The organism is Methylocystis rosea SV97 (assembly GCF_000372845.1).
Classification (GTDB): Bacteria; Pseudomonadota; Alphaproteobacteria; order Rhizobiales; family Beijerinckiaceae; genus Methylocystis; species Methylocystis rosea.
This window is the reverse complement of sequence record NZ_KB889963.1, coordinates 614593-635015: the sequence shown is the minus strand read 5'-3', so window position 1 is coordinate 635015 and position 20423 is coordinate 614593. Positions and strand designations below refer to the sequence as shown.

General features: G+C 62.9%; 20 protein-coding genes. 15 read left to right on the top strand and 5 right to left on the bottom strand.

Translation table 11 applies throughout. The features are described 5' to 3' along the window. Nucleotides 1-192 precede the first annotated feature (192 nt). On the top strand, nucleotides 193-1224 hold the full coding sequence (hemE, locus tag A3OO_RS0103430; RefSeq protein WP_018406436.1) for a uroporphyrinogen decarboxylase: 1032 nt from the start codon (nucleotides 193-195) through the stop codon (nucleotides 1222-1224). Between the two features lie 2 nt (nucleotides 1225-1226). Further along, nucleotides 1227-1646, top strand: coding sequence for a protoporphyrinogen oxidase HemJ (gene hemJ, locus A3OO_RS0103425; protein WP_018406435.1), 420 nt, complete (start codon nucleotides 1227-1229; stop codon nucleotides 1644-1646). A gap of 2 nt (nucleotides 1647-1648) precedes the next feature. On the opposite strand, the gene A3OO_RS0103420 is transcribed toward hemJ, so the two are convergent. Both A3OO_RS0103420 and A3OO_RS0103415 read right to left on the bottom strand, forming a co-directional pair. Then, a complete protein-coding gene (locus A3OO_RS0103420) occupies nucleotides 1649-2704 on the bottom strand; it encodes an amidohydrolase family protein (protein WP_018406434.1) in 1056 nt (351 codons plus the stop codon). Next, entirely contained in the window at nucleotides 2694-3458 is a 765-nt protein-coding gene (locus A3OO_RS0103415; protein WP_198008746.1) for a hypothetical protein, read from the bottom strand. The genes A3OO_RS0103420 and A3OO_RS0103415 overlap by 11 nt, the downstream gene beginning before the upstream one ends. 312 nt (nucleotides 3459-3770) lie before the next feature. On the opposite strand from A3OO_RS0103415, the gene rho reads away from it, so the two are divergent. Continuing rightward, nucleotides 3771-5036, top strand: coding sequence for a transcription termination factor Rho (rho, locus tag A3OO_RS0103410; protein WP_018406432.1), 1266 nt, complete (start codon nucleotides 3771-3773; stop codon nucleotides 5034-5036). A gap of 47 nt (nucleotides 5037-5083) precedes the next feature. Here rho and A3OO_RS0103405 read toward each other — a convergent pair whose 3' ends face one another. After that, nucleotides 5084-5515, bottom strand: a complete 432-nt coding sequence (locus tag A3OO_RS0103405; RefSeq protein WP_245257093.1) for a GNAT family N-acetyltransferase — start codon at nucleotides 5513-5515, stop codon at nucleotides 5084-5086. Between the two features lie 140 nt (nucleotides 5516-5655). On the opposite strand from A3OO_RS0103405, the gene A3OO_RS0103400 reads away from it, so the two are divergent. The 6 genes from A3OO_RS0103400 (at nucleotide 5656) to A3OO_RS0103375 (ending at nucleotide 12190) form a co-directional block, all read left to right on the top strand. Beyond that, nucleotides 5656-6633 (top strand): aromatic ring-hydroxylating oxygenase subunit alpha, encoded by a 978-nt coding sequence (locus tag A3OO_RS0103400; RefSeq protein ID WP_018406430.1) that lies wholly within the window; start codon nucleotides 5656-5658, stop codon nucleotides 6631-6633. Further along, nucleotides 6633-7928: a tRNA uridine-5-carboxymethylaminomethyl(34) synthesis GTPase MnmE gene (gene mnmE, locus A3OO_RS0103395; protein ID WP_018406429.1), complete on the top strand. Its 1296-nt coding sequence runs from the start codon at nucleotides 6633-6635 to the stop codon at nucleotides 7926-7928. Before A3OO_RS0103400 ends, mnmE begins: the two co-directional genes overlap by 1 nt. 39 nt (nucleotides 7929-7967) lie before the next feature. Beyond that, entirely contained in the window at nucleotides 7968-9809 is a 1842-nt protein-coding gene (mnmG, locus tag A3OO_RS0103390; protein WP_018406428.1) for a tRNA uridine-5-carboxymethylaminomethyl(34) synthesis enzyme MnmG, read from the top strand. Beyond that, the gene (locus tag A3OO_RS0103385) at nucleotides 9806-10441 is read left to right on the top strand and encodes a 16S rRNA (guanine(527)-N(7))-methyltransferase RsmG (RefSeq protein ID WP_018406427.1); all 636 of its coding nucleotides are present in this window, start codon (nucleotides 9806-9808) and stop codon (nucleotides 10439-10441) included. Before mnmG ends, A3OO_RS0103385 begins: the two co-directional genes overlap by 4 nt. Further along, on the top strand, nucleotides 10438-11250 hold the full coding sequence (locus A3OO_RS0103380; RefSeq protein ID WP_018406426.1) for a ParA family protein: 813 nt from the start codon (nucleotides 10438-10440) through the stop codon (nucleotides 11248-11250). The genes A3OO_RS0103385 and A3OO_RS0103380 overlap by 4 nt, the downstream gene beginning before the upstream one ends. Before the next feature lie 67 nt (nucleotides 11251-11317). Further along, nucleotides 11318-12190 carry a ParB/RepB/Spo0J family partition protein gene (locus tag A3OO_RS0103375; RefSeq protein ID WP_026222655.1) on the top strand — a complete coding sequence of 291 codons (873 nt, stop codon included), beginning with the start codon at nucleotides 11318-11320 and terminating at the stop codon, nucleotides 12188-12190. 217 nt (nucleotides 12191-12407) lie between these two features. Here A3OO_RS0103375 and A3OO_RS0103365 read toward each other — a convergent pair whose 3' ends face one another. Further along, nucleotides 12408-14111, bottom strand: a complete 1704-nt coding sequence (locus A3OO_RS0103365) for an OmpW family outer membrane protein (protein ID WP_018406423.1) — start codon at nucleotides 14109-14111, stop codon at nucleotides 12408-12410. Between the two features lie 346 nt (nucleotides 14112-14457). Here A3OO_RS0103365 and purL point away from each other — a divergent pair, with 346 nt between their 5' ends. The 6 genes from purL (at nucleotide 14458) to A3OO_RS0103335 (ending at nucleotide 20070) form a co-directional block, all read left to right on the top strand. Then, nucleotides 14458-16704, top strand: a complete 2247-nt coding sequence (purL, locus tag A3OO_RS0103360) for a phosphoribosylformylglycinamidine synthase subunit PurL (protein WP_018406422.1) — start codon at nucleotides 14458-14460, stop codon at nucleotides 16702-16704. Between the two features lies 1 nt (nucleotide 16705). Next, the gene (locus tag A3OO_RS0103355; RefSeq protein ID WP_026222654.1) at nucleotides 16706-16936 is read left to right on the top strand and encodes a BolA/IbaG family iron-sulfur metabolism protein; all 231 of its coding nucleotides are present in this window, start codon (nucleotides 16706-16708) and stop codon (nucleotides 16934-16936) included. A gap of 49 nt (nucleotides 16937-16985) precedes the next feature. After that, nucleotides 16986-17330 (top strand): Grx4 family monothiol glutaredoxin, encoded by a 345-nt coding sequence (gene grxD / locus A3OO_RS0103350; protein WP_018406420.1) that lies wholly within the window; start codon nucleotides 16986-16988, stop codon nucleotides 17328-17330. A gap of 220 nt (nucleotides 17331-17550) precedes the next feature. Next, nucleotides 17551-17793, top strand: coding sequence for a hypothetical protein (locus A3OO_RS0103345; protein ID WP_156824737.1), 243 nt, complete (start codon nucleotides 17551-17553; stop codon nucleotides 17791-17793). A gap of 327 nt (nucleotides 17794-18120) precedes the next feature. Continuing rightward, nucleotides 18121-19119, top strand: a complete 999-nt coding sequence (gene pdxA, locus A3OO_RS0103340; RefSeq protein WP_018406418.1) for a 4-hydroxythreonine-4-phosphate dehydrogenase PdxA — start codon at nucleotides 18121-18123, stop codon at nucleotides 19117-19119. Continuing rightward, the gene (locus A3OO_RS0103335; protein WP_018406417.1) at nucleotides 19120-20070 is read left to right on the top strand and encodes a ribosomal RNA small subunit methyltransferase A; all 951 of its coding nucleotides are present in this window, start codon (nucleotides 19120-19122) and stop codon (nucleotides 20068-20070) included. Here the strand turns inward: A3OO_RS0103335 and A3OO_RS0103330 are convergent. Beyond that, a complete protein-coding gene (locus tag A3OO_RS0103330) occupies nucleotides 20064-20423 on the bottom strand; it encodes a DUF488 domain-containing protein (RefSeq protein ID WP_018406416.1) in 360 nt (119 codons plus the stop codon). The genes A3OO_RS0103335 and A3OO_RS0103330 overlap by 7 nt on opposite strands.

Below are 20423 nucleotides of genomic sequence, written 5' to 3'. Positions count from 1 at the left end.
CTGTCTGAATTTTTCCCGCTACGGCCCCGCGACCGGGTCTTCGCGGCTCGCCTGTGGGCGACTGGTTAATGAAAATTAACTTTTGTCCGCTACGCGATACAACTGAAGAATCAATTCTTATTAAAATGAATTTTCTTTTAATGGCGTTTCGCGCTACCCCGCTTATCGAGGACGACAGACGGAGCGAACGCGATGGCGGAAGAGAAGGCGCTTCTTTCGGTTCTGCGCAGACAGGTGCGAAGCGTTCCGCCGCTCTGGCTGATGCGGCAGGCGGGCCGCTATCTTCCCGAATATCGCGACGTGCGGGCGACGACGAAGAGCTTCCTCGATTTTTGTTATTCGCCGCAGAAGGCGGCCGACGTGACGCTGCAGCCGATCCGGCGCTTTCACTTCGACGCCGCGATTTTGTTCTCCGACATTCTTGTGGTGCCCGACGCCATGGGCCAACGGGTTTCCTTCGAGAGCGGCTCAGGTCCGCGGCTTGAACCGATTGAAACCCCGGAGCAGGCGCAGCGGCTCGGTGAATTCAACATCGAGCATCTTTCGCCGGTGTTCGAGACGATCGATCTTGTAAAAACCGCGTTGCCTTCGGACGTGACGTTCATCGGCTTTTGCGGGGCGCCGTTCACGGTCGTGAGTTATATGATCGCTGGGCAGGGCACGCCCGATCAGGCGCCGGCGCGTCTGTTCGCCTATCGTTATCCCGACGCTTTCGCGCAGCTGATCGATCGTGTCGTTGACGCGTCGATCGACTATCTTGCGCGCCAGATCGAGGCTGGCGTCGAGGTCGTGCAGATCTTCGACAGCTGGGCCGGCGTCTTGCCGGCAAATGAATTTCAGCGCTGGTCGGCGGCGCCGGTGCGGCGGATCGTTGAAGGCGTCAAAGCGCGCCATCCGCAAACGCCTGTGATCGCCTTCATACGCGGCGCCGACGCGCATTTGCCCAGGCTCACGCAAATGATCGGCGCCGATGCTTACGGCATCGATACGGCGCTCGATCCCGCATGGGCCGTTGCGCAAACCGAATCGCATGTGCCGCTGCAGGGCAATCTCGATCCTCTCGTGCTTGTCGCCGGCGGAGAAGCGCTCGACCGCGAAGTCGATTCAATTCTCGCCGCGTTCGAAGGCCGTCCGCATATTTTCAATCTGGGTCACGGCATCTTGCAACAGACGCCGATCGAAAACGTCGAGCGGCTTGTCGCCCGCGTACGACGGGGAGCGTGACGATGTACGTCTGGATCAAGGCGCTGCATGTCATCGCCATCATCTCTTGGATGGCGGGGCTTCTCTATCTGCCGCGTCTCTTCGTCTACCATGCGAGCGCGGGCGAGGGGACGCTCTCTGAGACGTTCAAGATCATGGAGCGGCGGCTCTATCGCTACATCATGACGCCGGCGATGCTCGTCGCCTGGATGACCGGAATCTATCTGGCCGTTGAGGGCGGCGCGCTGTCGTCAGGATGGTTTCATGCGAAAGCGACGCTCGTCGTGCTGCTGACCGCCGCGCATATTCATGACGGCGCGCTGATGCGCCGTTTCGCGGCGGACGCCAATGTTCATTCGCCGCGCTACTATCGCATCTTCAATGAACTGCCGACCCTGCTGATGATCGGCGTCGTTATTCTGGTGATCGTCAAGCCGTTCTGACGCTAGGCGATGATCTTCTCCCAGTCGGGCGCGATCGGCCGTGCGACGCCATTCACCTTTCCCTTGTTGGCGCCATAGATGCGCTCCGCGGTTCGCCAGCAGAGATCTGCGCAGGCCTTGTCGCTCAGCTCGTCGAGAAAAACGTCGTAGCGTTGGAGTTCTGGTCCCAAGCGTTCGAATTTGGCGACGAGGTCGGAGCCTAAACAGATGCGCTCGCTATGACGTTCGGTGAGCGCGAGCCAATTTTCGTCAGGCGCGGAATCGGGGCAGATGGCGACGTCGTAGATCACCCATGAATAATCGACGCACACGTTAGGATATTGGTCGAGCAGCCGTTCGACCATCTGATAATAGAAGGGCGCATTCACCCGCCGCGACATGCCGCAATGCGCGAAGATGAAGCGCGTGCGCGGAAATTCGCGCAGCGCCTCTTCGAGTTCGAAGAGATAGACGGGATGATCGCCCTTCGAAACGGCCGTGACGTTTTGATGCAACAGCACCGGAAGGTCGTAGTGGCCGGCAAATTCGTAGATCGGGTAGAGCGCGCGATGATTGGCCCGCGCATTTTCGCCAAATGTGAAGGCGGTAAGATCATCGTGGCGCAACAGCATTTCGCCAATGCCGCTCCACACGTCGGGATATTGCGCATATAGCCGCTCGACGTGACGAATGGCGTAGCGATCGACTGGATTGAAGCCGCAGATCAACGGATAGAGTCGGCTCTGATGCTCTGCGGGGAGAGCGCGCACCATCTCGGCGACGATGACGTCCGTATAGGCGTAATAATAGCAGTGCGCGTCATTGGCGAGATAATAGTCCGGGGGCTCGCGGTCGTATTCGTTCCATAGCTTGCGCACGGGCAGTCCGAAGATCACCGCCTTATCGACGTTGGCGCGATCCATGTGATCGATCAGCGCCGGTCCTCCTGGCGTCTCCTGGACGAAATCGACGACGTGAAGATGCGCGTCAATCATCCGGCGTTTGCTGCCGCGAAGCCGGGCGAGCGAACCGACGTCTTGCGATTTACGGCGCGAAATACGCGACGGTTCATAGGGCATTGTCTGCTCCGAGCTTGGCCAGCAACTGGACGGCCTCGTCGGGCCTGATTCGATTGTAGAGGTAAATCCACGCCCTACGGTCGCCGATGATCTCCACAAGCTGTTGGCGATCGAATTGATCAAGCAGAGTCGCGCTGATGGTGGGTGGGAGCGCGCGCAGCAGCAGCGCCAGATCGCGCGCGTTGCGCGTCAACTCCGCGACGCGCGCGAATCCGATGCTGTCGAACAGCGCGCTTTGAGCGTCTTCGGCAAGTGCGTTTAGCGCGAGCGCCAGATCGTCGCCATGGCGGATGAGGCGACGCAAATAATCGGCGCCGAGAAGTTCAAGAAGCCGCCGGCTGCGTTGCGCATAGGTCCATTCGAGAGCGCCTGAAAGGTCCCGCGCGGTGACGATAAGTTTGCGCAATCCTGGTCCGCCGAGAGTGTCGATGACGCTCAACCTGACTTGCGGCTCCGCGATCGTCGCCAGCAACTCGCGCAGGTGACGCGCCGTCTGCAGAGCGTCGGCCAAGGAATCGCCCATTGCCTCGACGAGGAAGATCTGGTCGTCGCGATCGAGCCCGCGCATCAGTAGCGGCAGGTCCGAAGGCTTGCGAATGATTTGCGGCAAATGCGGGCGCAGCTGCGTGAGAACGTCCCGGTCGCGGCGGCCGTTGAGAACGTCGAGAAGGACGACAAGCTCCTCGGCGTCGCCGACGTCGGCGCTTTCGCCGTCCAATCGAACCGGATAGCGAGCGAGATTGATGGCGGCCATCTGAAGTCCCATGAGCGAAGAGGGGTGAGATGAGCAAAGGGGAAAAGATTATGCGGCGCCCAAGTTCGGCTGCGCCAGTCCGGCTGCGCCAGCGGCGCGAGCCCGGCCGGCGCGTTAAGGCCGCTTTAACGGAACTCTTGATTCATGTCTGGAAATTGTCTAAGTGAACCCTATCCCTCTGAGGCCCGTGTCTGCTTGTAGCGGCATCGCCGGATTTTCGCCGGCGCTCCCCGAAGGCCGTCTCCCCCGCCCCACCTCTTCTCTCCGGCTCGTTTCCATCTGCGCGCCAGTAATACCCAAGGTTCCTCCTGAATGCGGGAAATTAAACTTTCGGACTTGAAGGCTAAGTCCGCCGCCGAACTCCTCGCTTTTGCCGAAGAGCACGAAGTCGAGAACGCCTCTCTCCTGCGCAAACAGGAACTCCTCTTCGCGATTCTGAAACAATTCGCGAGTCGCGACGTCGAAATCGTCGGCGTCGGCGTCGTCGAAGTGCTGCAGGACGGCTTCGGCTTTCTGCGCTCGCCCGATGCGAATTATCTCGCCGGTCCCGACGACATTTACGTCTCGCCCTCGCAGATCCGAAAGTTCGGCCTGCGCACCGGCGACACGGTTGAGGGCATGATCCGAAGCCCTAAAGAGGGCGAACGCTATTTCGCGCTGTTAAAAGTCAACAGCATCAATTTCGAAGATCCCGAGAAGGTGCGCCACAAGGTGCCCTTCGACAATCTGACGCCGCTCTATCCGGACGAGCGCCTCAAGCTCGAGATCGAAGACCCGACCCGCAAGGATCTCTCGTCGCGCATCATTGATCTCGTCGCGCCGATCGGCAAAGGGCAGCGCGCGCTGGTCGTGGCGCCGCCGCGCACCGGCAAGACCGTGCTGCTGCAGAACATCGCGCAGTCGATCACGACCAATCATCCCGAGTGCTATCTCATCGTGCTGCTCATCGACGAGCGGCCTGAGGAAGTCACCGACATGCAGCGCTCGGTGAAGGGCGAGGTGGTCTCCTCGACCTTCGACGAGCCGGCGGTGCGCCACGTGCAGGTCGCCGAAATGGTGATCGAGAAGGCGAAGCGTCTCGTCGAACACGGCCGCGACGTGGTGATCCTGCTCGATTCGATCACACGGCTCGGGCGCGCCTACAACACCGTCGTGCCGTCGTCCGGCAAGGTGCTGACCGGCGGCGTCGACGCCAACGCGCTGCAGAGGCCCAAGCGCTTCTTCGGCGCGGCGCGCAATATCGAGGAAGGCGGGTCGCTGACGATCATCGCGACGGCCTTGATAGACACGGGCTCGCGCATGGACGAAGTCATCTTCGAAGAGTTCAAGGGCACCGGCAACAGCGAGATCATTCTCGACCGCAAGGTTTCCGACAAGCGGATTTTCCCGGCGCTGGACATCACCCGCTCCGGCACCCGCAAGGAAGAGCTGCTCGTTGCGCCCGACATCCTCAAGAAGATGTATGTGCTGCGCCGTATCCTCAATCCGATGGGCACGGTCGACGCGATCGAATTCCTGCTCGGAAAGCTGCGCGAGACGAAGAACAATCTGGGCTTCTTCGATTCGATGAATACGTAACGGCGATAAGACTTCGGCCGTGTCATCGGCCGGTCTTGTCACCTGTTTTATTCATCGAAACGAAGCGCCATCAGCGTTTCGTCGAGATAATCGCCGTCGCCGTTTTTCGCTGAGCGCTCTTCGACGCCATAGGCGCGAAACCCCCATCGCTCGTAAAAGCGCAGCGCGCGAAAATTCGTCGAGACGACGGTAAGCGTGACGATCTCGACGCTGCCGCGCGCCTCGTCGATCAGTCTTTTCATGATCGCGTCGGCGGCGCCCGATCCGCGCGCGGCGGCCTTCACATACATGCCGTAGAGCAGCGCCTTGTGGCGTGTTTTCACGCCGTCGCTCCAAGCCAATCCGCCAACGCCAATCATTTGCGAGTCTTCTGCGTTGAACGCGCCGATGACAAAGTCACGCTGAAGGCGTGCGGCGACCGCGTCTGCCGCGATATGGGCTTCATCTTCCGGCGCGAAGCGAAAGGCGCGGGGCTCCAATGTAAAGCTCTCGAGACGCAATGCCTGAAAGCACCCCGCGTCCGAGCCGTTGAGCCGGCGACATATTGCTTGCGTTCGCATATGTCTTTGTGCCGGACAGTCCTTGCGAATTCCAGCGGCGAAGGAAATAAGCGGCGCGCATGTTCAAGGATTTCGCCAATGTGTGGACGATCGTCGGCCTGGCGCGCGATCTGAAGCGTGACACGCCGCTGGCGATGCGCGTCGCCGGCGAGCGCGTGGTCTTCTTCCGGGACGCTGGCGGCAAGGCCTGCGCGCTCATCGATCGATGTCCGCATCGCGGCGTCGCGCTCTCGCTCGGGCGAGTCGAGACGGGCGTCATCGAATGTCCCTTCCACGGCTGGCGTTTCGACGGCTCGGGCCGTAACTGCCACGTCCCCTGGAATCCCGAAGCCAAGCGCGAAAACTTGAGCGCCGTGGCCTTGCCGTGCCGCGAGTCCGGCGGTCTGCTGTGGCTCTACACGGGCGTCGATCCCATCGAAGAACCTTCGCCGTCTCAAACGCTTACGGCGCCTCAGGGCCTTGCGCTGTGCGCCCAATCGGTGGTCTGGAAGGCGCATTGGACGCGAGTCATGGAAAACATGCTCGACAGTCCGCATCTGCCTTTTGTGCACCGCAGCACGATCGGGCGCGATCTTTCCAAACATGTCGGCGCCGGCAAGTTGGAGATGACATTCGAGGAGAGGCCCTACGGCGGACGCATTTGCGCGAGCGTCGACGGCGCGCCCCGCGCTGGCAATATGGATTATCGTTTCCCCAATGTGATGGAGCTTTTCATCGACCCGCCGGGGAAGATTTTTCGGCTCATGGTCGCCTGCATCCCCGAAGACGCGCAGACGACCCGCCTTTGGCTCCTAACTGTGCGCAGTTTCGCGCGTGCGCCGCTGTTTGATTTCGGCTTCCGCTGGATGAACCGCAGAATCGCCCGCGAGGATCAGGCGATTGTTGAATCCTCTCTGCCGCCCGTGGTTCCGCCGGCCGGCGAGGAGGCGTCCGTGCGCACCGATGCGCCGACTTTGGCGTTTCGCAAGATTTATCGCGAGCGGCTGCTGGGAAGTTCCGTTTCCCCGCCGCCACGCCGCGAGTCCGTCGCGCCGTGATGTCGCGTGATACAATCTTTGCGCTGGGCACGGGGCCCGGACGCGCCGCCATCGCCGTCATCCGGATTTCGGGGCCGGGGGCCGGGGAGGCGGTCAAGGTGCTCGCCGGCAAGCTCCCGGCGCCGCGGCAGGCGAGCTTTGCGGTTCTGCGTGATCCAGAAACTAGGGAAATGCTTGATCGGGGGATTGCGCTGTTCTTTCCCGGTCCCGCGTCGTCAACGGGGGAGGATTACGCCGAGCTGCAGCTCCATGGCGGCCGCGCGGTCGTCGAGGGCGCGCTCGCCGCTTTGCATCGGCTCTCCGGCCTGCGGCCGGCCGAACCGGGTGAATTCGCGCGCCGCAGCTTCGCCAATGGCAAGCTTGATCTCTCTCAAGCGGAAGCGCTTGCCGATCTCGTCGATGCGCAGACCGAGGCGCAGCGACGTCAGGCGCTGCGCGTGGCGGGCGGCGCTTTGCGCCGGAAGGTCGAGGACTGGCGGGCGTCGCTGGTGGAGTCGCTGGCGCTTGTCGAGGCCGAGCTCGACTTCAGCGACGAGGCGGATGTCGGGGTGTTTTCGCCGGCGCGGCTCGGCGCGCTGCTTTCGCCGCTTGCCGAGGACATGCGCGCGGCGTTGCAGCTCGCGCCAGCCTCGGAGCGCATGCGCGACGGCTTTCTCGTCATGATTCTCGGGCGGCCGAACGTCGGCAAATCGACCCTGATCAACGCGCTGACCCGGCGCGACCTGGCGATCGTCTCGCCGATCCCCGGCACGACAAGGGATATGATCGAGGCGCATCTCGATATTGGCGGATTGCCGGTCACGCTGATCGACACGGCGGGACTCCGCGAGGCGGCGGACGCGATCGAACGGATCGGCGTCGATCGGACGCTGGCGCGGGTCGAAACAGCCGATTTGGCGCTGTGGCTCTCGGATTCTGGGGAGGCGCCGCCGGCGCACGACGTCGAGACAATCCGCGTCGCGACCAAAACTGATCTGACGCCGGCGCATCAAGGCGCGATCGGCGTCTGCGCCTTGAGCGGAGAGGGGTTCGAGACGCTGGCTGCAGCGATTGAAGCGCGCGCCCGGGCGCGATTGGGCGACGGCGCGACGTCGCTGATCGTGCGCGAAAGGCATCGTCGCGCCTTGGAGCAAGCCGTTGAAAGCATTGAGGCTATCCTGGCTGGCGGAGAAGCGCTCGAGCTTCAGGCCGAGGAGTTACGCCGCGCCGGCGCCGCGCTCGGGCGGATTGTCGGCGCCGTCGATGTCGAAGAAATTCTCGACGCGGTTTTCTCGCGTTTTTGCATTGGCAAGTGATATGTTTCACGTGAAACAGGCCAGGCCATGACTTCCGGTATGAAGCAATTCGACGTCATTGTGATCGGCGGCGGCCACGCCGGCTGCGAGGCTGCGGCGGCAGCGGCGCGTCTGGGCGCCCGAACGGCGCTGGTGACTCAGAACCGCGCGAAAATCGGCGAAATGTCCTGCAATCCCGCAATTGGCGGGCTCGGCAAGGGCCAGCTGGTGCGGGAGATTGACGCGCTCGATGGACTGATGGGGCGGGTCGCTGACGCCGCCGGCATCCAGTTCCGCGTGCTGAATCGCTCCAAAGGCCCGGCGGTGCGCGGTCCACGCGCCCAGGCCGACCGCAAGCTCTATCGCACGGCGATGCAGGCCGCGCTCGACGAAACCGCAAATCTGGCCATCGTCGAAGCTTCGGTCGAAGATCTGGTGATGGAGGGCGAAGCCGTTCGTGGCGTCGTCACCGCCGAGGGCGAGATCAGGGCCGGGTCCGTCGTCGTCGCCACCGGCACCTTTCTCGGCGGCGTGATTCATATCGGCGATGAGCGCACGCCCGCTGGACGGATGGGCGACGCGCCGTCCAACGGACTGAGTCGACGATTGCGGGCGGCCGGCTTTGCGGTCGCGCGGCTCAAGACCGGCACGCCGCCGCGGCTCGACGGGCGCACGATCCGCTGGGAGGCTCTCGAGGTCCAATGGGGCGACCCGACGCCCGAGCCCTTCTCCTATCTGACGACGGTGATCGCGAACCGTCAAATCTCCTGCGGCGTCACCCGCACGACGCCGGCCGCGCATCGGATCATTCTCGACGATCTGCATCGCTCGCCCATGCGCACGGGGGCCATCTCCGGACCGGGACCGCGCTATTGCCCCTCGATCGAGGACAAGGTGACGCGTTTTGCCGACCGCGACGCCCACCAGATCTTTCTCGAACCCGAAGGGCTCGACGACGACACGGTCTATCCGAACGGCATTTCGACCTCGCTGCCGCTCGCGACCCAGCAGGCCTTCATCAACGCCATTCCTGGGCTCGAGAAGACCCGCATTCTGCGGCCGGGCTATGCGATTGAATATGACTATGTCGATCCGCGCGAACTCTCGGCGACCCTCGAAACCAAGCGTTTTCGCGGTCTTTTCTTCGCGGGGCAGCTCAACGGCACCACCGGCTATGAAGAGGCTGCGGCGCAAGGGATTCTGGCCGGGATCAATGCGGCGCGCTACGCCGCCGGAACGGCTGCGATCGTCCTCGATCGCGCCGAAGCCTATCTCGGGGTGATGGTCGACGATCTCGTCACGCGGGGGATCAGCGAGCCATATCGCATGTTCACCTCGCGCGCCGAATATCGCCTGTCGCTGCGCGCCGACAACGCCGATGAGCGCCTAACGCCGCGCGGGATCGAAATCGGCTGCGTCGGCGCTGACCGGGCGTCGCATCACGCGATTCGCGCGGCCAGCCTCGAAGCTGCGCGCAACATGCTGCAAACGCGCGAATTGACCTCGGCGGCGGCGCGCCGGCACGGCCTGCCGGTCAATCAGGACGGGCTGCGCCGCAGCGCCTATGCGCTGCTGTCCTTTCCGGACATCACACTGGCGCGCTTGGCGCCGATCTGGCCAGAGTTGAGCGGAATTGACGCCGATACTGCCGAACGCTTGGAGACGGAGGCCCGCTACGCCGTTTATCTCGACCGCCAGCAGGCCGATATCGACGCGTATCGACGCGACGAGCGCCTGGCGCTGCCGGATGGGCTGGACTATGCGGCAATCGCCGGGCTCTCTGCGGAATTGCGCGGAAAATTGAGCTATCTGCGGCCGCGCACGATCGGCCAGGCGCAGCGGATCGACGGCATGACGCCTTCGGCGTTGACGCTGCTGGCGGCTCGGGCGCGCCGCGCGTGAGAGATAGATCTTGCCGTGAAGAGGCGCTCGGGCTCTTCCCGGAACTCAAACCTATCCAAGCGGAGCTTGAGATCTACGAAGCCCTGCTGCGTCGCTGGCAGGCGAAGATCAATCTCGTCTCCGCGGCGACGCTCGACGATACGTGGTCGAGGCATTTCGCCGATTCGGCGCAGGTTCACGCCGCCGCGCCTCACGTCAGGCGTTGGGCGGACCTGGGGTCAGGCGCAGGCTTTCCCGGGCTGATGACCGCGCTCTTGTTGAAGTCCACGCCCGATGCCGTGGTTCACCTGATTGAAAGCGACCAGCGTAAGGCTGGATTCCTCCGCGCTGTTTCACGTGAAACAGGAGCGCCGGTGGTCATTCATGCGGGGCGAATCGAAAGCGTTCTGCCCAATCTGGCCGAAATTGGCGGCGTCAGCGCACGCGCCCTCGCGCCGCTCTCCCGTCTCGTGCAGCTTGCCGAGGCGCCGTTAGAAAAAGGCGCCGTTGGGGTGTTTTTAAAGGGGGAAGAGTGGCGAGACGAATTGACCGCGGTTAAGGCGCTCGGTAGCTTGAGTTGCGAATCGGTGGACAGCCGCACCCGCAAGGGCGCGCGCGTCGTCGTCGTCAAGCACAAGGTTTCCCCATTGTGACCGCTTCCTCTTCGCCGCGCATTTTTGTGCTGGCCAATCAAAAGGGCGGCGTGGGCAAGACGACCACCGCCATCAATCTCGGCACGGCGCTGGCGGCGGTCGGCGAGGAAGTTCTCGTCATCGACCTCGATCCGCAAGGCAATGCGTCGACCGGCCTTGGCGTCGACCGTCACCAACGAACGATTTCCACCTATGACGTGCTGCTCGGCGAATCGAGCCTCGCCGACGCGATCATCGCCACGGCCGTGCCGCGCCTCTCGATCGCGCCGTCGACTCTCGATTTGCTCGGGGTCGAGCTTGAAATCGCCAATGACAAGGATCGCGCCTACAGGTTGAAGCGCGCCTTCGCCGAGCTGGCGGCCGACCACGATGTTGAGCGGCGCTACAGCTACATTCTGATCGATTGCCCGCCGTCGCTTAATCTCTTGACTATCAATGCGTTAGCGAGCAGCGACGCCGTCGTTGTGCCGCTGCAGTGCGAATTCTTCGCGCTGGAAGGCCTGTCTCAGCTCCTCTCGACTGTCGAACAGGTTCGGCAGACACTCAACCACAAGTTGTCCATCCACGGCGTCGTCCTGACGATGTATGACCCCCGCAACAATCTCGCCAATCAGGTCGTCGCCGACGTGCGGCGTTTCATGGGCGAGAAGGTCTATCAAACGATGATCCCGCGCAACGTCAGGGTCTCGGAGGCGCCTTCACATGGCAAGCCGGTGCTGCTCTATGACCTCAAATGCGCGGGCAGTCAGGCCTATCTGAAGCTCGCCTCGGAAGTGATCCAGCGCGAGAAGCGGTTGCGCGCGGCCTAAGAGTCAAGCAGCCGAGATCAAGCAGCCCGAGAGCCAAGCGGTCCTAGAACCAAGAAGGAGCTTCATGATGGCGGATGATTCGCGGCGCCGGCTGGGCCGGGGATTGGCGGCGCTTCTCGGCGACGCCGCCGCGGACGCCGCCCCGGCCGAGCGGCCGCGCGGTCCGCGAACGGCGCCGATCGAGTTCTTGCGCCCGAATCCGCGCAATCCGCGTATCTCCTTTCGCGAGGAGGATCTGGCCGAACTGACAGCTTCGATCCGCGAGAAGGGCGTGATCCAGCCCATCATCGTGCGCGTCATCGTCGGCGTCGCCGACGCCTATGAAATCATCGCGGGCGAGCGGCGCTGGCGCGCAGCGCAGATGGCAGGTCTTTCCGACGTGCCGGTCGTCATCCATGAGGCGAACGACAAGGAAGCGCTCGAACTCGCGATCATCGAGAATGTGCAGCGCGCCGACCTCAACGCGATCGAGGAGGCAAAAGGCTATGAGCGGCTCGGCGCCGAGTTTGGATATTCCCACGGCGAAATCGCGAAAATCATCGGCAAGAGCCGGTCTCACATCGCCAATACGATTCGTCTGCTCGCTTTGCCGGAGGACGCGAAACGGCTGGTGGGCGAGGGCGCGATTTCGGCCGGCCACGCACGCGCGCTTCTCGCCGTGGCGGACCCCAGCGCGGTGGCGCGCCGCATTGTCGAAAAAGGGTTGACGGTTCGCGACGTGGAGCGACTGGCGAAGGACCACGCCTTGAATGCTCGCCCGTCGAAGAGCGCCGCCGCTCGCCCCGCCAAGGACGCCGATACGCGCGCGATCGAAAGGACCTTGAGCGATGCGCTCGGGATGCGTATCGAACTTCGTTCGAATGGTGAGAGCGGCGAACTTCGGATTCGCTACGAATCCTTGGAGCAACTCGACTCGATTTGTCGGCTGCTGACCCAGTAGCTTTCCTCTTGGTCACAACGTCGACGGCGTGGTCAGAATAGATGGCGCCGTCTTTTTCTGCGCCAATGGCGCTCCGCCATGCGCAGCGCGGCTTTCCTCGATCGCTGTTGGCGCGCCTTCTCAGCGATGCCACGTGAACAAAAAACCCCCGGCGTGAGCCGGGGGTTTTTGTATCTGAAACCGACCCGCAAGGGCCGGTTTCACGTGATTGCTAACCTTAGAACAGCGGCGACAGGAGGCTGCCGCCGAAGCGATAGGTGAGGCCCGCCGAGATGACCACCGGATTGATCGGCAGAGACACCTTGACCGGGATGTAGACCGCTCCCAGCGCCGGCGCTTGCGGCAGAAAAGCGACGACGGTGGAGTGAACCATCGGGTGCAGCCCGATATATTTGAAGTCGACGTTCACGCCCCAATGATCGTTCAGCATATAGTCGAAGCCGATCTGTCCCACCGGGCCCCACGAGGGCGCGACCGTGGCGTATTGGAAGGTGCTGCGGACTCCGCCCAGACCCAGGGTGCTAAGCGCCGAGCCAGGGGCGAAAGGAATCGACCAGGTGTCGTTGTTGACGCGGGTGTTCCAGAAGGTGGTGAAGTTCACGCCGACGCCGATGTAGGGCTGGAAAGCGCCGAAATTGGTGACGTGATATTGCGCCATGATGGACGGCGGGAACAGCCAGGCGCGGGCGAAGTCGCTGGAGATTGTGCCGGTGCCCTGGATATGATGGGGCGCGACGCAGCAAATCGCTTCGATCGCCCAGTTCTTAGTGAGGTAATAGGCCACGTCGAGCATTGGGATGATGGCCGACGAGGTATTGGTGCTCGCGCCGGCAATGACGCCATTATAGCCGGTCAGCCCCGAGAGCCGACCAATGGAGCCCAAGCCGGGATATCCGGAGCCCGAGTCGTAGACCGTGCCATGGCCGTTGAGCGGAATGACGCCGGCAACCTTCAGGCGCACCTGAAACGGCTGGTAGCTGTCGACGAAGGCCGGCGGCGGTCCCTTGATGGAGGGTAGAGCGCCGCCCGCGCTCAAAGGCGCTGCGACCGCGAAGGGATCGAAGTGCCAGTTGATGCCCGCGCGAACGACTTGAAAGCGCGTCGGCGAGCTATGCGTCGCGGCGAAAACAGGAGATGTGGGGCCGATCAGGGCCGGGACGCCGCCGTTGAGCGGCACGGAATTGGCGGACGTCGAGCCGAGATCGACATAGAGATATTCGGCCTTGAGCGACCATGACGGGAACATGGACGGCGACCATTCGACGCCGCCGCCCGCGGTCCAGCCGGTTTTGGTGTTGTCGTAATAGCCGTTGCCGATGCCGCTTATTCCCAGATTGAGAAAATTATCGGCGAACCCCACATTGTTGACGACTTGGCCATAGGCGAAACCGCCCGTGCCATAGATCATCAGATTCGGTATCGAAATCGGAGTGAAGCCGACCCGTCCGCGCACAGTGCCGAACCAGTCGACGTTCTTCGTCGAATTCATGCTCTGCAGGTGGCCTCCGGCGGCGTCGGACCGCCCGAGGGTCGACCGGCTGTGGGAGACCGCATCGGTGGCTTGGATGTCGGCCTCGGCGCCGAGGACGAGCCATGGGTTGAACTGATAATTGTAGCCGAGCTGTGCGCCGCCGGCGATGCCGTGCAGATCTTGCCCGACGCTCCAGGTGGAGCCAAGGGGCGCTAGCGGAGCCGCCCCAACGACCGGAATGCCGGAGAGATAGCCCAGGCCGCCCGTTTCCCGAGTGGTGTCGCCGAAGGCGTAACCGATGTTGACGCCCCCGTAGAGGCCCGTCCAGGTGAAGGCCGGCGGCAGCGGCGGCGGCGGCGCTTTATACCTGGGCAGGTCGGCGGCCTGGGCGGCGGCGCCCACGCTCCCGACCAAAAGTGCGGCTAACGCGCCGCGAACAAAATTCTTCATCGGAACCCCCGGATTAAATTCTGCGGTAGACGGTCGACGACGAAGGCGCCGAAGTCCCGTTCACGTTGCTATAAATTTTTGGTAATGCAACTAACTCTGATGCAAAATTAGGCTGTGGCATGCTCATTCTTGGCCGCTGTGGCTATCAGGCAACAATCCCCTGAGATTCATGTGGGATAGCGAACATAGCTTTGCTGCAGGCGCTGCCATGCACAGCGTCTTAGATGCGATTTTAGGCGTGTGCGCGGCTTGCCGCGCCAGACGGCGCACAGTATTCCTTGCGCCGCCGCAGCGCGGCGAAGACGCGCGAAGAGCCGCCGAGATTTTCACGTCAATGCGAGGTTAAGTGAGCGCGACCGAACCCGCCGTTACGCCGGAGCTCGCCGCCGCTCATGGCCTCAAGCCCGATGAATATGCGCGCATCCTGACTCTCATCGGCCGCACGCCGAGCTTCACCGAACTCGGCATATTTTCGGCGATGTGGAACGAACACTGTTCCTACAAATCGTCGCGCGTGCATCTGCGCAAGCTTCCGACCAAAGCGCCCTGGGTGATTCGCGGTCCGGGCGAGAACGCCGGCGTCATCGACATCGGCGATGGCGACGCCTGCGTCTTCAAGATGGAGAGTCACAACCATCCGTCCTTTATCGAACCCTATCAAGGCGCGGCGACGGGCGTCGGCGGCATCCTTCGCGATGTGTTCACGATGGGGGCGCGGCCGATCGCCTGCTTGAACCTGCTGCGCTTCGGTCGCCCGTCGCATCCCAAGACGCGGCGGCTCGTCGCCGGGGTCGTCGCCGGCGTCGGCGGCTATGGCAACAGTTTCGGCGTGCCGACGGTTGGCGGCTCGACGGAATTCGACGCCTCCTACGACGGCAATATTCTCGTCAACGCCATGGCGGTCGGGCTTGCCCGCACAGACTCGATCTTCTACTCGGCCGCCGCCGGCGTCGGGAATCCGATCGTTTATCTTGGCTCCAAGACCGGCCGCGACGGCATCCACGGCGCCACCATGGCTTCGGCGTCCTTCGAGGAGGACGCCGAGGAAAAGCGCCCCACCGTGCAGGTCGGCGATCCTTTTTCGGAGAAGCTGCTGCTCGAGGCTTGCCTGGAGCTGATGGCGTCGGGCGCGGTCATCGCCATCCAGGATATGGGCGCCGCCGGACTGACATCTTCGGCGGTGGAGATGGGCGCCAAGGGCAATCTCGGCATCGAGCTCGACCTCGACGCCGTTCCATGCCGCGAAGAGGGCATGACCGCCTATGAAATGATGCTCTCGGAGAGCCAGGAGCGCATGCTCATGGTTCTCAAGCCCGAACTTGAAGCGCAGGCCGAGGCGATCTTCGAAAAATGGGGGCTCGACTTCGCGATCATCGGCAGTACGACTGACACGCTGCGCTTCGTCGTCAAGCACAGGGGCGAGGTGAAGGTCGATCTGCCGATCAAGGAATTGGGCGACGAGGCGCCGCTCTATGACCGTCCCTGGACGCAAACGCCGACACAGCCGGCGCTCGATGCGGCGTCGATCAAACCGCCCCTGTCGAACCGCGACGCGCTGCTGAAGCTGCTCGCGACGCCGAATCTCTGCTCGAAGCGCTGGGTCTGGGAGCAGTATGATCACCTCATTCTCGGCAATAGCGTGCGGCCGCCCGGCGGCGACGCCGCCGTGGTCAGGGTGGAGGAGGGACCGAAAGGCCTGGCCCTAACCACCGACGTCACGGCGCGCTATTGCGCCGCCGACCCTTACGAGGGCGGCAAGCAGGCGGTCGCCGAAAGCTGGCGCAACATCACCGTGCGCGGCGCGACGCCGCTGGCGCTCACCGACAATCTGAATTTCGGCAATCCCGAGCGGCCAGAATACATGGGCCAGTTCGTCGGCTGCCTGGAGGGAATCGGCGAAGCCGCGCGGGCGCTGGATTTCCCCATCGTTTCCGGGAATGTCTCGCTCTACAACGAGACGCAGGGCGCCGGCATTCTGCCCACCCCGGCGATCGGCGGGGTCGGACTCATCGCCGACGTCGCCAAGGCGGCGCAAACCGGCTTCGCCAGAGACGGCGATGGAATCCTGCTCATCGGCGAGACGAAGGGCTGGCTCGGCCAGTCAGCCTATGCGCATGACCTTTGCGGGCGCACGGAGGGCGCTCCGCCGCCGGTCGATCTTGCCGCCGAGCGCCGGAACGGCGACTTCCTTCGGGGACTGATTCTTTCCGGGCGCGCCAGCGCGGCGCATGATCTCTCGGATGGCGGTCTCGCCGTCGCGCTCGCGGAAATGGCGCTCTCCGGCGACATGGGCGCCGAAATCGCGGCGCTCCCATCGGGCCCTGGGCACGCGACGCTGTTTGGGGAAGATCAGGCGCGCTATCTCGTCACCATCCCGCAGGGCGAGAACGCCGTAGAGGTGGTCCGAGAGGGCGCGGCGGCGGGCGTGCCCATTCTGGCGATCGGCCGCGTCGGCGGCGACGCCTTGATCCTGCCCGGCGAGGCGCCGATATTGCTGACCGAGCTGCGCAAGGCGCATGAAGCCCCGCTGCCGGCCTTCATGGCCGGAGATGACAACGCGCTTTCGTGCGCTTTCTCGACACAGGTGTCATAAAATGCCCATGCCCTCCGCTGAAATCGAGCGTCTCATCAAGTCCGCCATACCCGACGCGCAGGTGGAGCTGACCGCGCTCGTCAACGATGACGATCATTGGGCGGCGACGGTCGTCTCCGAAAGCTTCCGCGGGCTCACCCGCGTCAAGCAGCACCAGATGGTCAACGCCGCGTTCGGCGACCGGCTCGGCGGCGAATTGCATGCGCTGCAGCTGACGACGCGCGCGCCCTAATCTCTCTCCTCAACCGGCGCCTTGAACGCCGCAAGAAAGGCAAATGACAATGTCCGAAGACGCCAACTCCCGCATCAAAAGCGAAATTGAATCCTCCGACGTCGTGCTCTTCATGAAGGGAACGCCGCAGGCGCCGCAATGTGGCTTCTCCATGCAGGTGGTGCAGATCCTCAACCACCTCGGCGTGCCCTATAAGGCCATCAACGTGCTCGCCGACGGCGCGATACGTGACGGCATCAAAGCCTATTCCAATTGGCCGACGATCCCGCAGCTCTACGTGAAGAATGAATTCATCGGCGGCTGCGACATCGCCAAGGAAATGTTCCAGAGCGGCGAACTCGTCGCTCTGCTCGACAAAGAAGGCGTTCCTCATGCCCCGGCGGGCAAGGCCTAAGCCTTATCGCCGTCTAGCATTTTTGTGCGCGTCGCTCTCTGAGCGGCGCGCATTTGTTTTATCGATAGATCGGCGAGACCGCATGATTGCTGCATCGCACACGGGCGTCAGAAGGGTGAAGTAGCTTACACTTTATTATGACAAACAGATGAAGGATTCTCTTCTCCACAGGGGCGCCCGGGCATCCCGCCCGCAAGCGCAGTTCGGGATGGAGAATACGATGTCCTTTAAACTCGTCTTTGCCGCTGCGGCGCTCGGGGTCGCACTTTCTGCGGGCTCTGCCTTCGCATATGAGCGGCACTATAATTTCCGCGAGGTTTGGGGCGACGCGGTGCGCGAACACGGGCGCGATGAAGCCTTGAGCGCGACGCCGCGCGACGTCATGCGACACTATCCGCGTCAGCTGACTGAGGACGGACCACACGATCCGAGCGGCACGATCATTCTCGAAGGCGCTCAGTAGCCGAACTGTCAAGAAAAAGCTCCGGCGCGGCTCCAAAGGACCGCCGGAGCTTCTTTTTTCACTGCGCGATGGCGCCGGAAGCGACCGGCGCGGCACATTAAAAAAATAAAACGTTTTTTGCGGCGCATTACGGAAGCTGCGGCAGGAAGATTTCTATCACCGTGAGCGATAGCTCACCCCGCCGAATCCATAGGTTAAGTCTATGTATCGTAACAGCCGGGCGGTTTGATTTCGTGCCGCGTCTGCGGCACAGTCGCTCATGACCAAGCAGCGCCAGCGCAATTTCCGGTCCGGCGCCCGCGACTGCCACGAGGGCAGCCAAGAGCCGTGACGCTCGCTCCCATCGCCCTCACTCAAGGCGACCCTTCAGGCATCGGGCCGGAGCTCGCGCTCATGGCCTATGTCCTGCGTGAATCACGCGATCTGCCGCCGTTTTTCTTGCTCAGCCCTCCGGCCTTTATCGCCCAGGTCGCGGCCACTCTCGCACTCGAAATCCAGATTGAAAGCACAACGGCGGCGCAGGCCCGCGATGTCTTCTCGCGCGCGCTGCCTGTCGTCGACACGGGGCGTCATGTCGTCGCCGGCGCGCCCGGCCGTCCTGATCGTCAAGACGCTCAATCAACGATTGTCTCCATCGAGCAGGCGGTGGAGTGCGTCGCAAAAGGTGAAGCGCGCGCGGTCGTCACCAATCCGATCGCGAAATCGGTTCTCTATGAAGCGGGATTCAAACATCCCGGGCACACCGAGTTTTTGGCGGAACTCGCGCATCGCCATTATGGCGGCGATTACCGCGCGGTGATGATGCTGTGGTCGGAGGAACTTGCCGTCGTTCCGATCACGATTCACATTCCGCTCGCCAGCGCCTCGAAAAACCTGACGCGCGAACTGATCGTCGAAACGGGAGAAATTGTGGCGCACGATCTGCGCGCGCGTTTTCACATCAGTGACCCGCGCCTCGCTTTCGCCGGCCTCAATCCTCATGCGGGCGAAGAGGGCGCGCTTGGCCGCGAGGAGATTGACACTATCGCGCCCGCGATCGCGCAATTGCGCGCGCGCGGCGTCAATGCGTCTGGACCTTTTCCCGCTGACACGATGTTCCACGAATCCGCTCGCGCGAAATATGACGTCGCGCTGTGTCCGACGCATGATCAGGCGCTCATTCCGATCAAGACGCTCGCCTTTGACCGCGGCGTGAATGTAACGCTCGGCCTTCCCTTCGTGCGCACGTCGCCAGATCATGGAACGGCGTTCGACATCGCCGGCAAAGGAATCGCCGATCCGACGAGTTTGATCGAAGCGATCAAACTTGCAGGACGAATCAGTTAAGTGGCCGACGCGCTGCCGCCGCTGCGAGAGGTCGTCGCCCGTTACGGACTCGACGCAAAAAGATCGCTTGGACAGAACTTTCTGTTCGATCTCAATCTCACCGCGCGCATCGCCCGCGCCGCCGGACCTTTCGATGACACGATCATCGTCGAGATCGGGCCCGGTCCCGGCGGGCTGACGCGCGCGCTGCTCGAGCAAGGCGCGCGAGTCATCGCCGTCGAACGCGATCCTCGTTGTTTGCCGGCGCTCGAAGAGATTGCAGCGTATTATCCAGGCCGGCTGACGATCGTCGAAGGCGATGCGCTGGAGACAGACATTGCAGCGCTCGTGCGGACTCACGCGCCTGTCATTCCCGACGCTCGTGAAACGAGCGATCGGGAATCCAGGGCAGATTCCGAAAAAAATGCCAATTCCCCGCTCGACCTTCGGCCCGTCGGGAATGACAACGGAGCTTCTGCGCGCATCTGCGCCAACCTTCCGTATAACGTCGCCACGGCGCTGCTGACGCGGTGGATCGCAGCGGAACCCTGGCCCTCGGTCTTCGATCGCTATGTGCTGATGTTTCAAAAAGAGGTCGCGCTGCGCATTGTCGCGACGCCGAAAGAGCGCGCCGATTATGGTCGGCTCGCGGTGCTGTGCGGCTGGCGCACGAAAGCGCGCATTCTCTTCGATGTGTCGCCCGCCGCCTTCACGCCGCCACCGAAAGTGACCTCTTCCGTCATTGAGCTGACGCCAAATCCCACGCCGCTTCACTGCGATCCACGCGCGTTGTCGCGCGTCTCGCAAGCCGCCTTCGGACAGCGCCGCAAGATGTTGCGGCAAAGTTTGAAGTCGCTTGGCGTCGACGCGTCGGCGCTGCTCGTGGCGGCCGGAATAGACGAAACCAAACGCGCGGAAGAAATCGACGTCGTGGGCTTCGTCGCTCTGGCCAATGCGCTTTTGGCTCAGTGACGCTTGCGCAGATCGTCTCGCAGCACGACGGCGTTGTTCATCGATTCATCGCGCGCCGCATAGAGCAATGTGACGCGGCCCTTGCGCGTCAATGCGCGAAGCGCCTCGACCTGCGGCTGCGCCTCGGGCGCGGCAAGTTCGGCGCGATAGCGCTTCTGGAATTCTTCCCACCGCTCAGGTCTATGGTCGAACCAGCGCCGCAGCGTATTGCTTGGCGCAACGTCCTTCGCCCAGAGATCAAGGTCCGCCTTGTCCTTGCGCAGCCCGCGCGGCCAAAGCCGATCGACGAGCACGCGGGTTCCGTCTTCCGCTTCGGCTTGCTCATAAACGCGCTTGAGAGCAATAGGCGCCAT

Bases quoted from the DNA above. Each gene is read 5' to 3' on its own strand.
- hemE (WP_018406436.1), top strand. From the start codon at position 193: ATGGCGGAAGAGAAGGCGCTTCTTTCGGTTCTGCGCAGACAGGTGCGA.
- hemJ (WP_018406435.1), top strand. From the start codon at position 1,227: ATGTACGTCTGGATCAAGGCGCTGCATGTCATCGCCATCATCTCTTGG.
- A3OO_RS0103420 (WP_018406434.1), bottom strand. From the start codon at position 2,704: ATGCCCTATGAACCGTCGCGTATTTCGCGCCGTAAATCGCAAGACGTC.
- A3OO_RS0103415 (WP_198008746.1), bottom strand. From the start codon at position 3,458: ATGGCCGCCATCAATCTCGCTCGCTATCCGGTTCGATTGGACGGCGAA.
- rho (WP_018406432.1), top strand. From the start codon at position 3,771: ATGCGGGAAATTAAACTTTCGGACTTGAAGGCTAAGTCCGCCGCCGAA.
- A3OO_RS0103400 (WP_018406430.1), top strand. From the start codon at position 5,656: ATGTTCAAGGATTTCGCCAATGTGTGGACGATCGTCGGCCTGGCGCGC.
- mnmE (WP_018406429.1), top strand. From the start codon at position 6,633: ATGTCGCGTGATACAATCTTTGCGCTGGGCACGGGGCCCGGACGCGCC.
- mnmG (WP_018406428.1), top strand. From the start codon at position 7,968: ATGAAGCAATTCGACGTCATTGTGATCGGCGGCGGCCACGCCGGCTGC.
- A3OO_RS0103375 (WP_026222655.1), top strand. From the start codon at position 11,318: ATGGCGGATGATTCGCGGCGCCGGCTGGGCCGGGGATTGGCGGCGCTT.
- A3OO_RS0103365 (WP_018406423.1), bottom strand. From the start codon at position 14,111: ATGAAGAATTTTGTTCGCGGCGCGTTAGCCGCACTTTTGGTCGGGAGC.
- A3OO_RS0103355 (WP_026222654.1), top strand. From the start codon at position 16,706: ATGCCCATGCCCTCCGCTGAAATCGAGCGTCTCATCAAGTCCGCCATA.
- grxD (WP_018406420.1), top strand. From the start codon at position 16,986: ATGTCCGAAGACGCCAACTCCCGCATCAAAAGCGAAATTGAATCCTCC.
- A3OO_RS0103345 (WP_156824737.1), top strand. From the start codon at position 17,551: ATGTCCTTTAAACTCGTCTTTGCCGCTGCGGCGCTCGGGGTCGCACTT.
- A3OO_RS0103330 (WP_018406416.1), bottom strand. From the start codon at position 20,423: ATGGCGCCTATTGCTCTCAAGCGCGTTTATGAGCAAGCCGAAGCGGAA.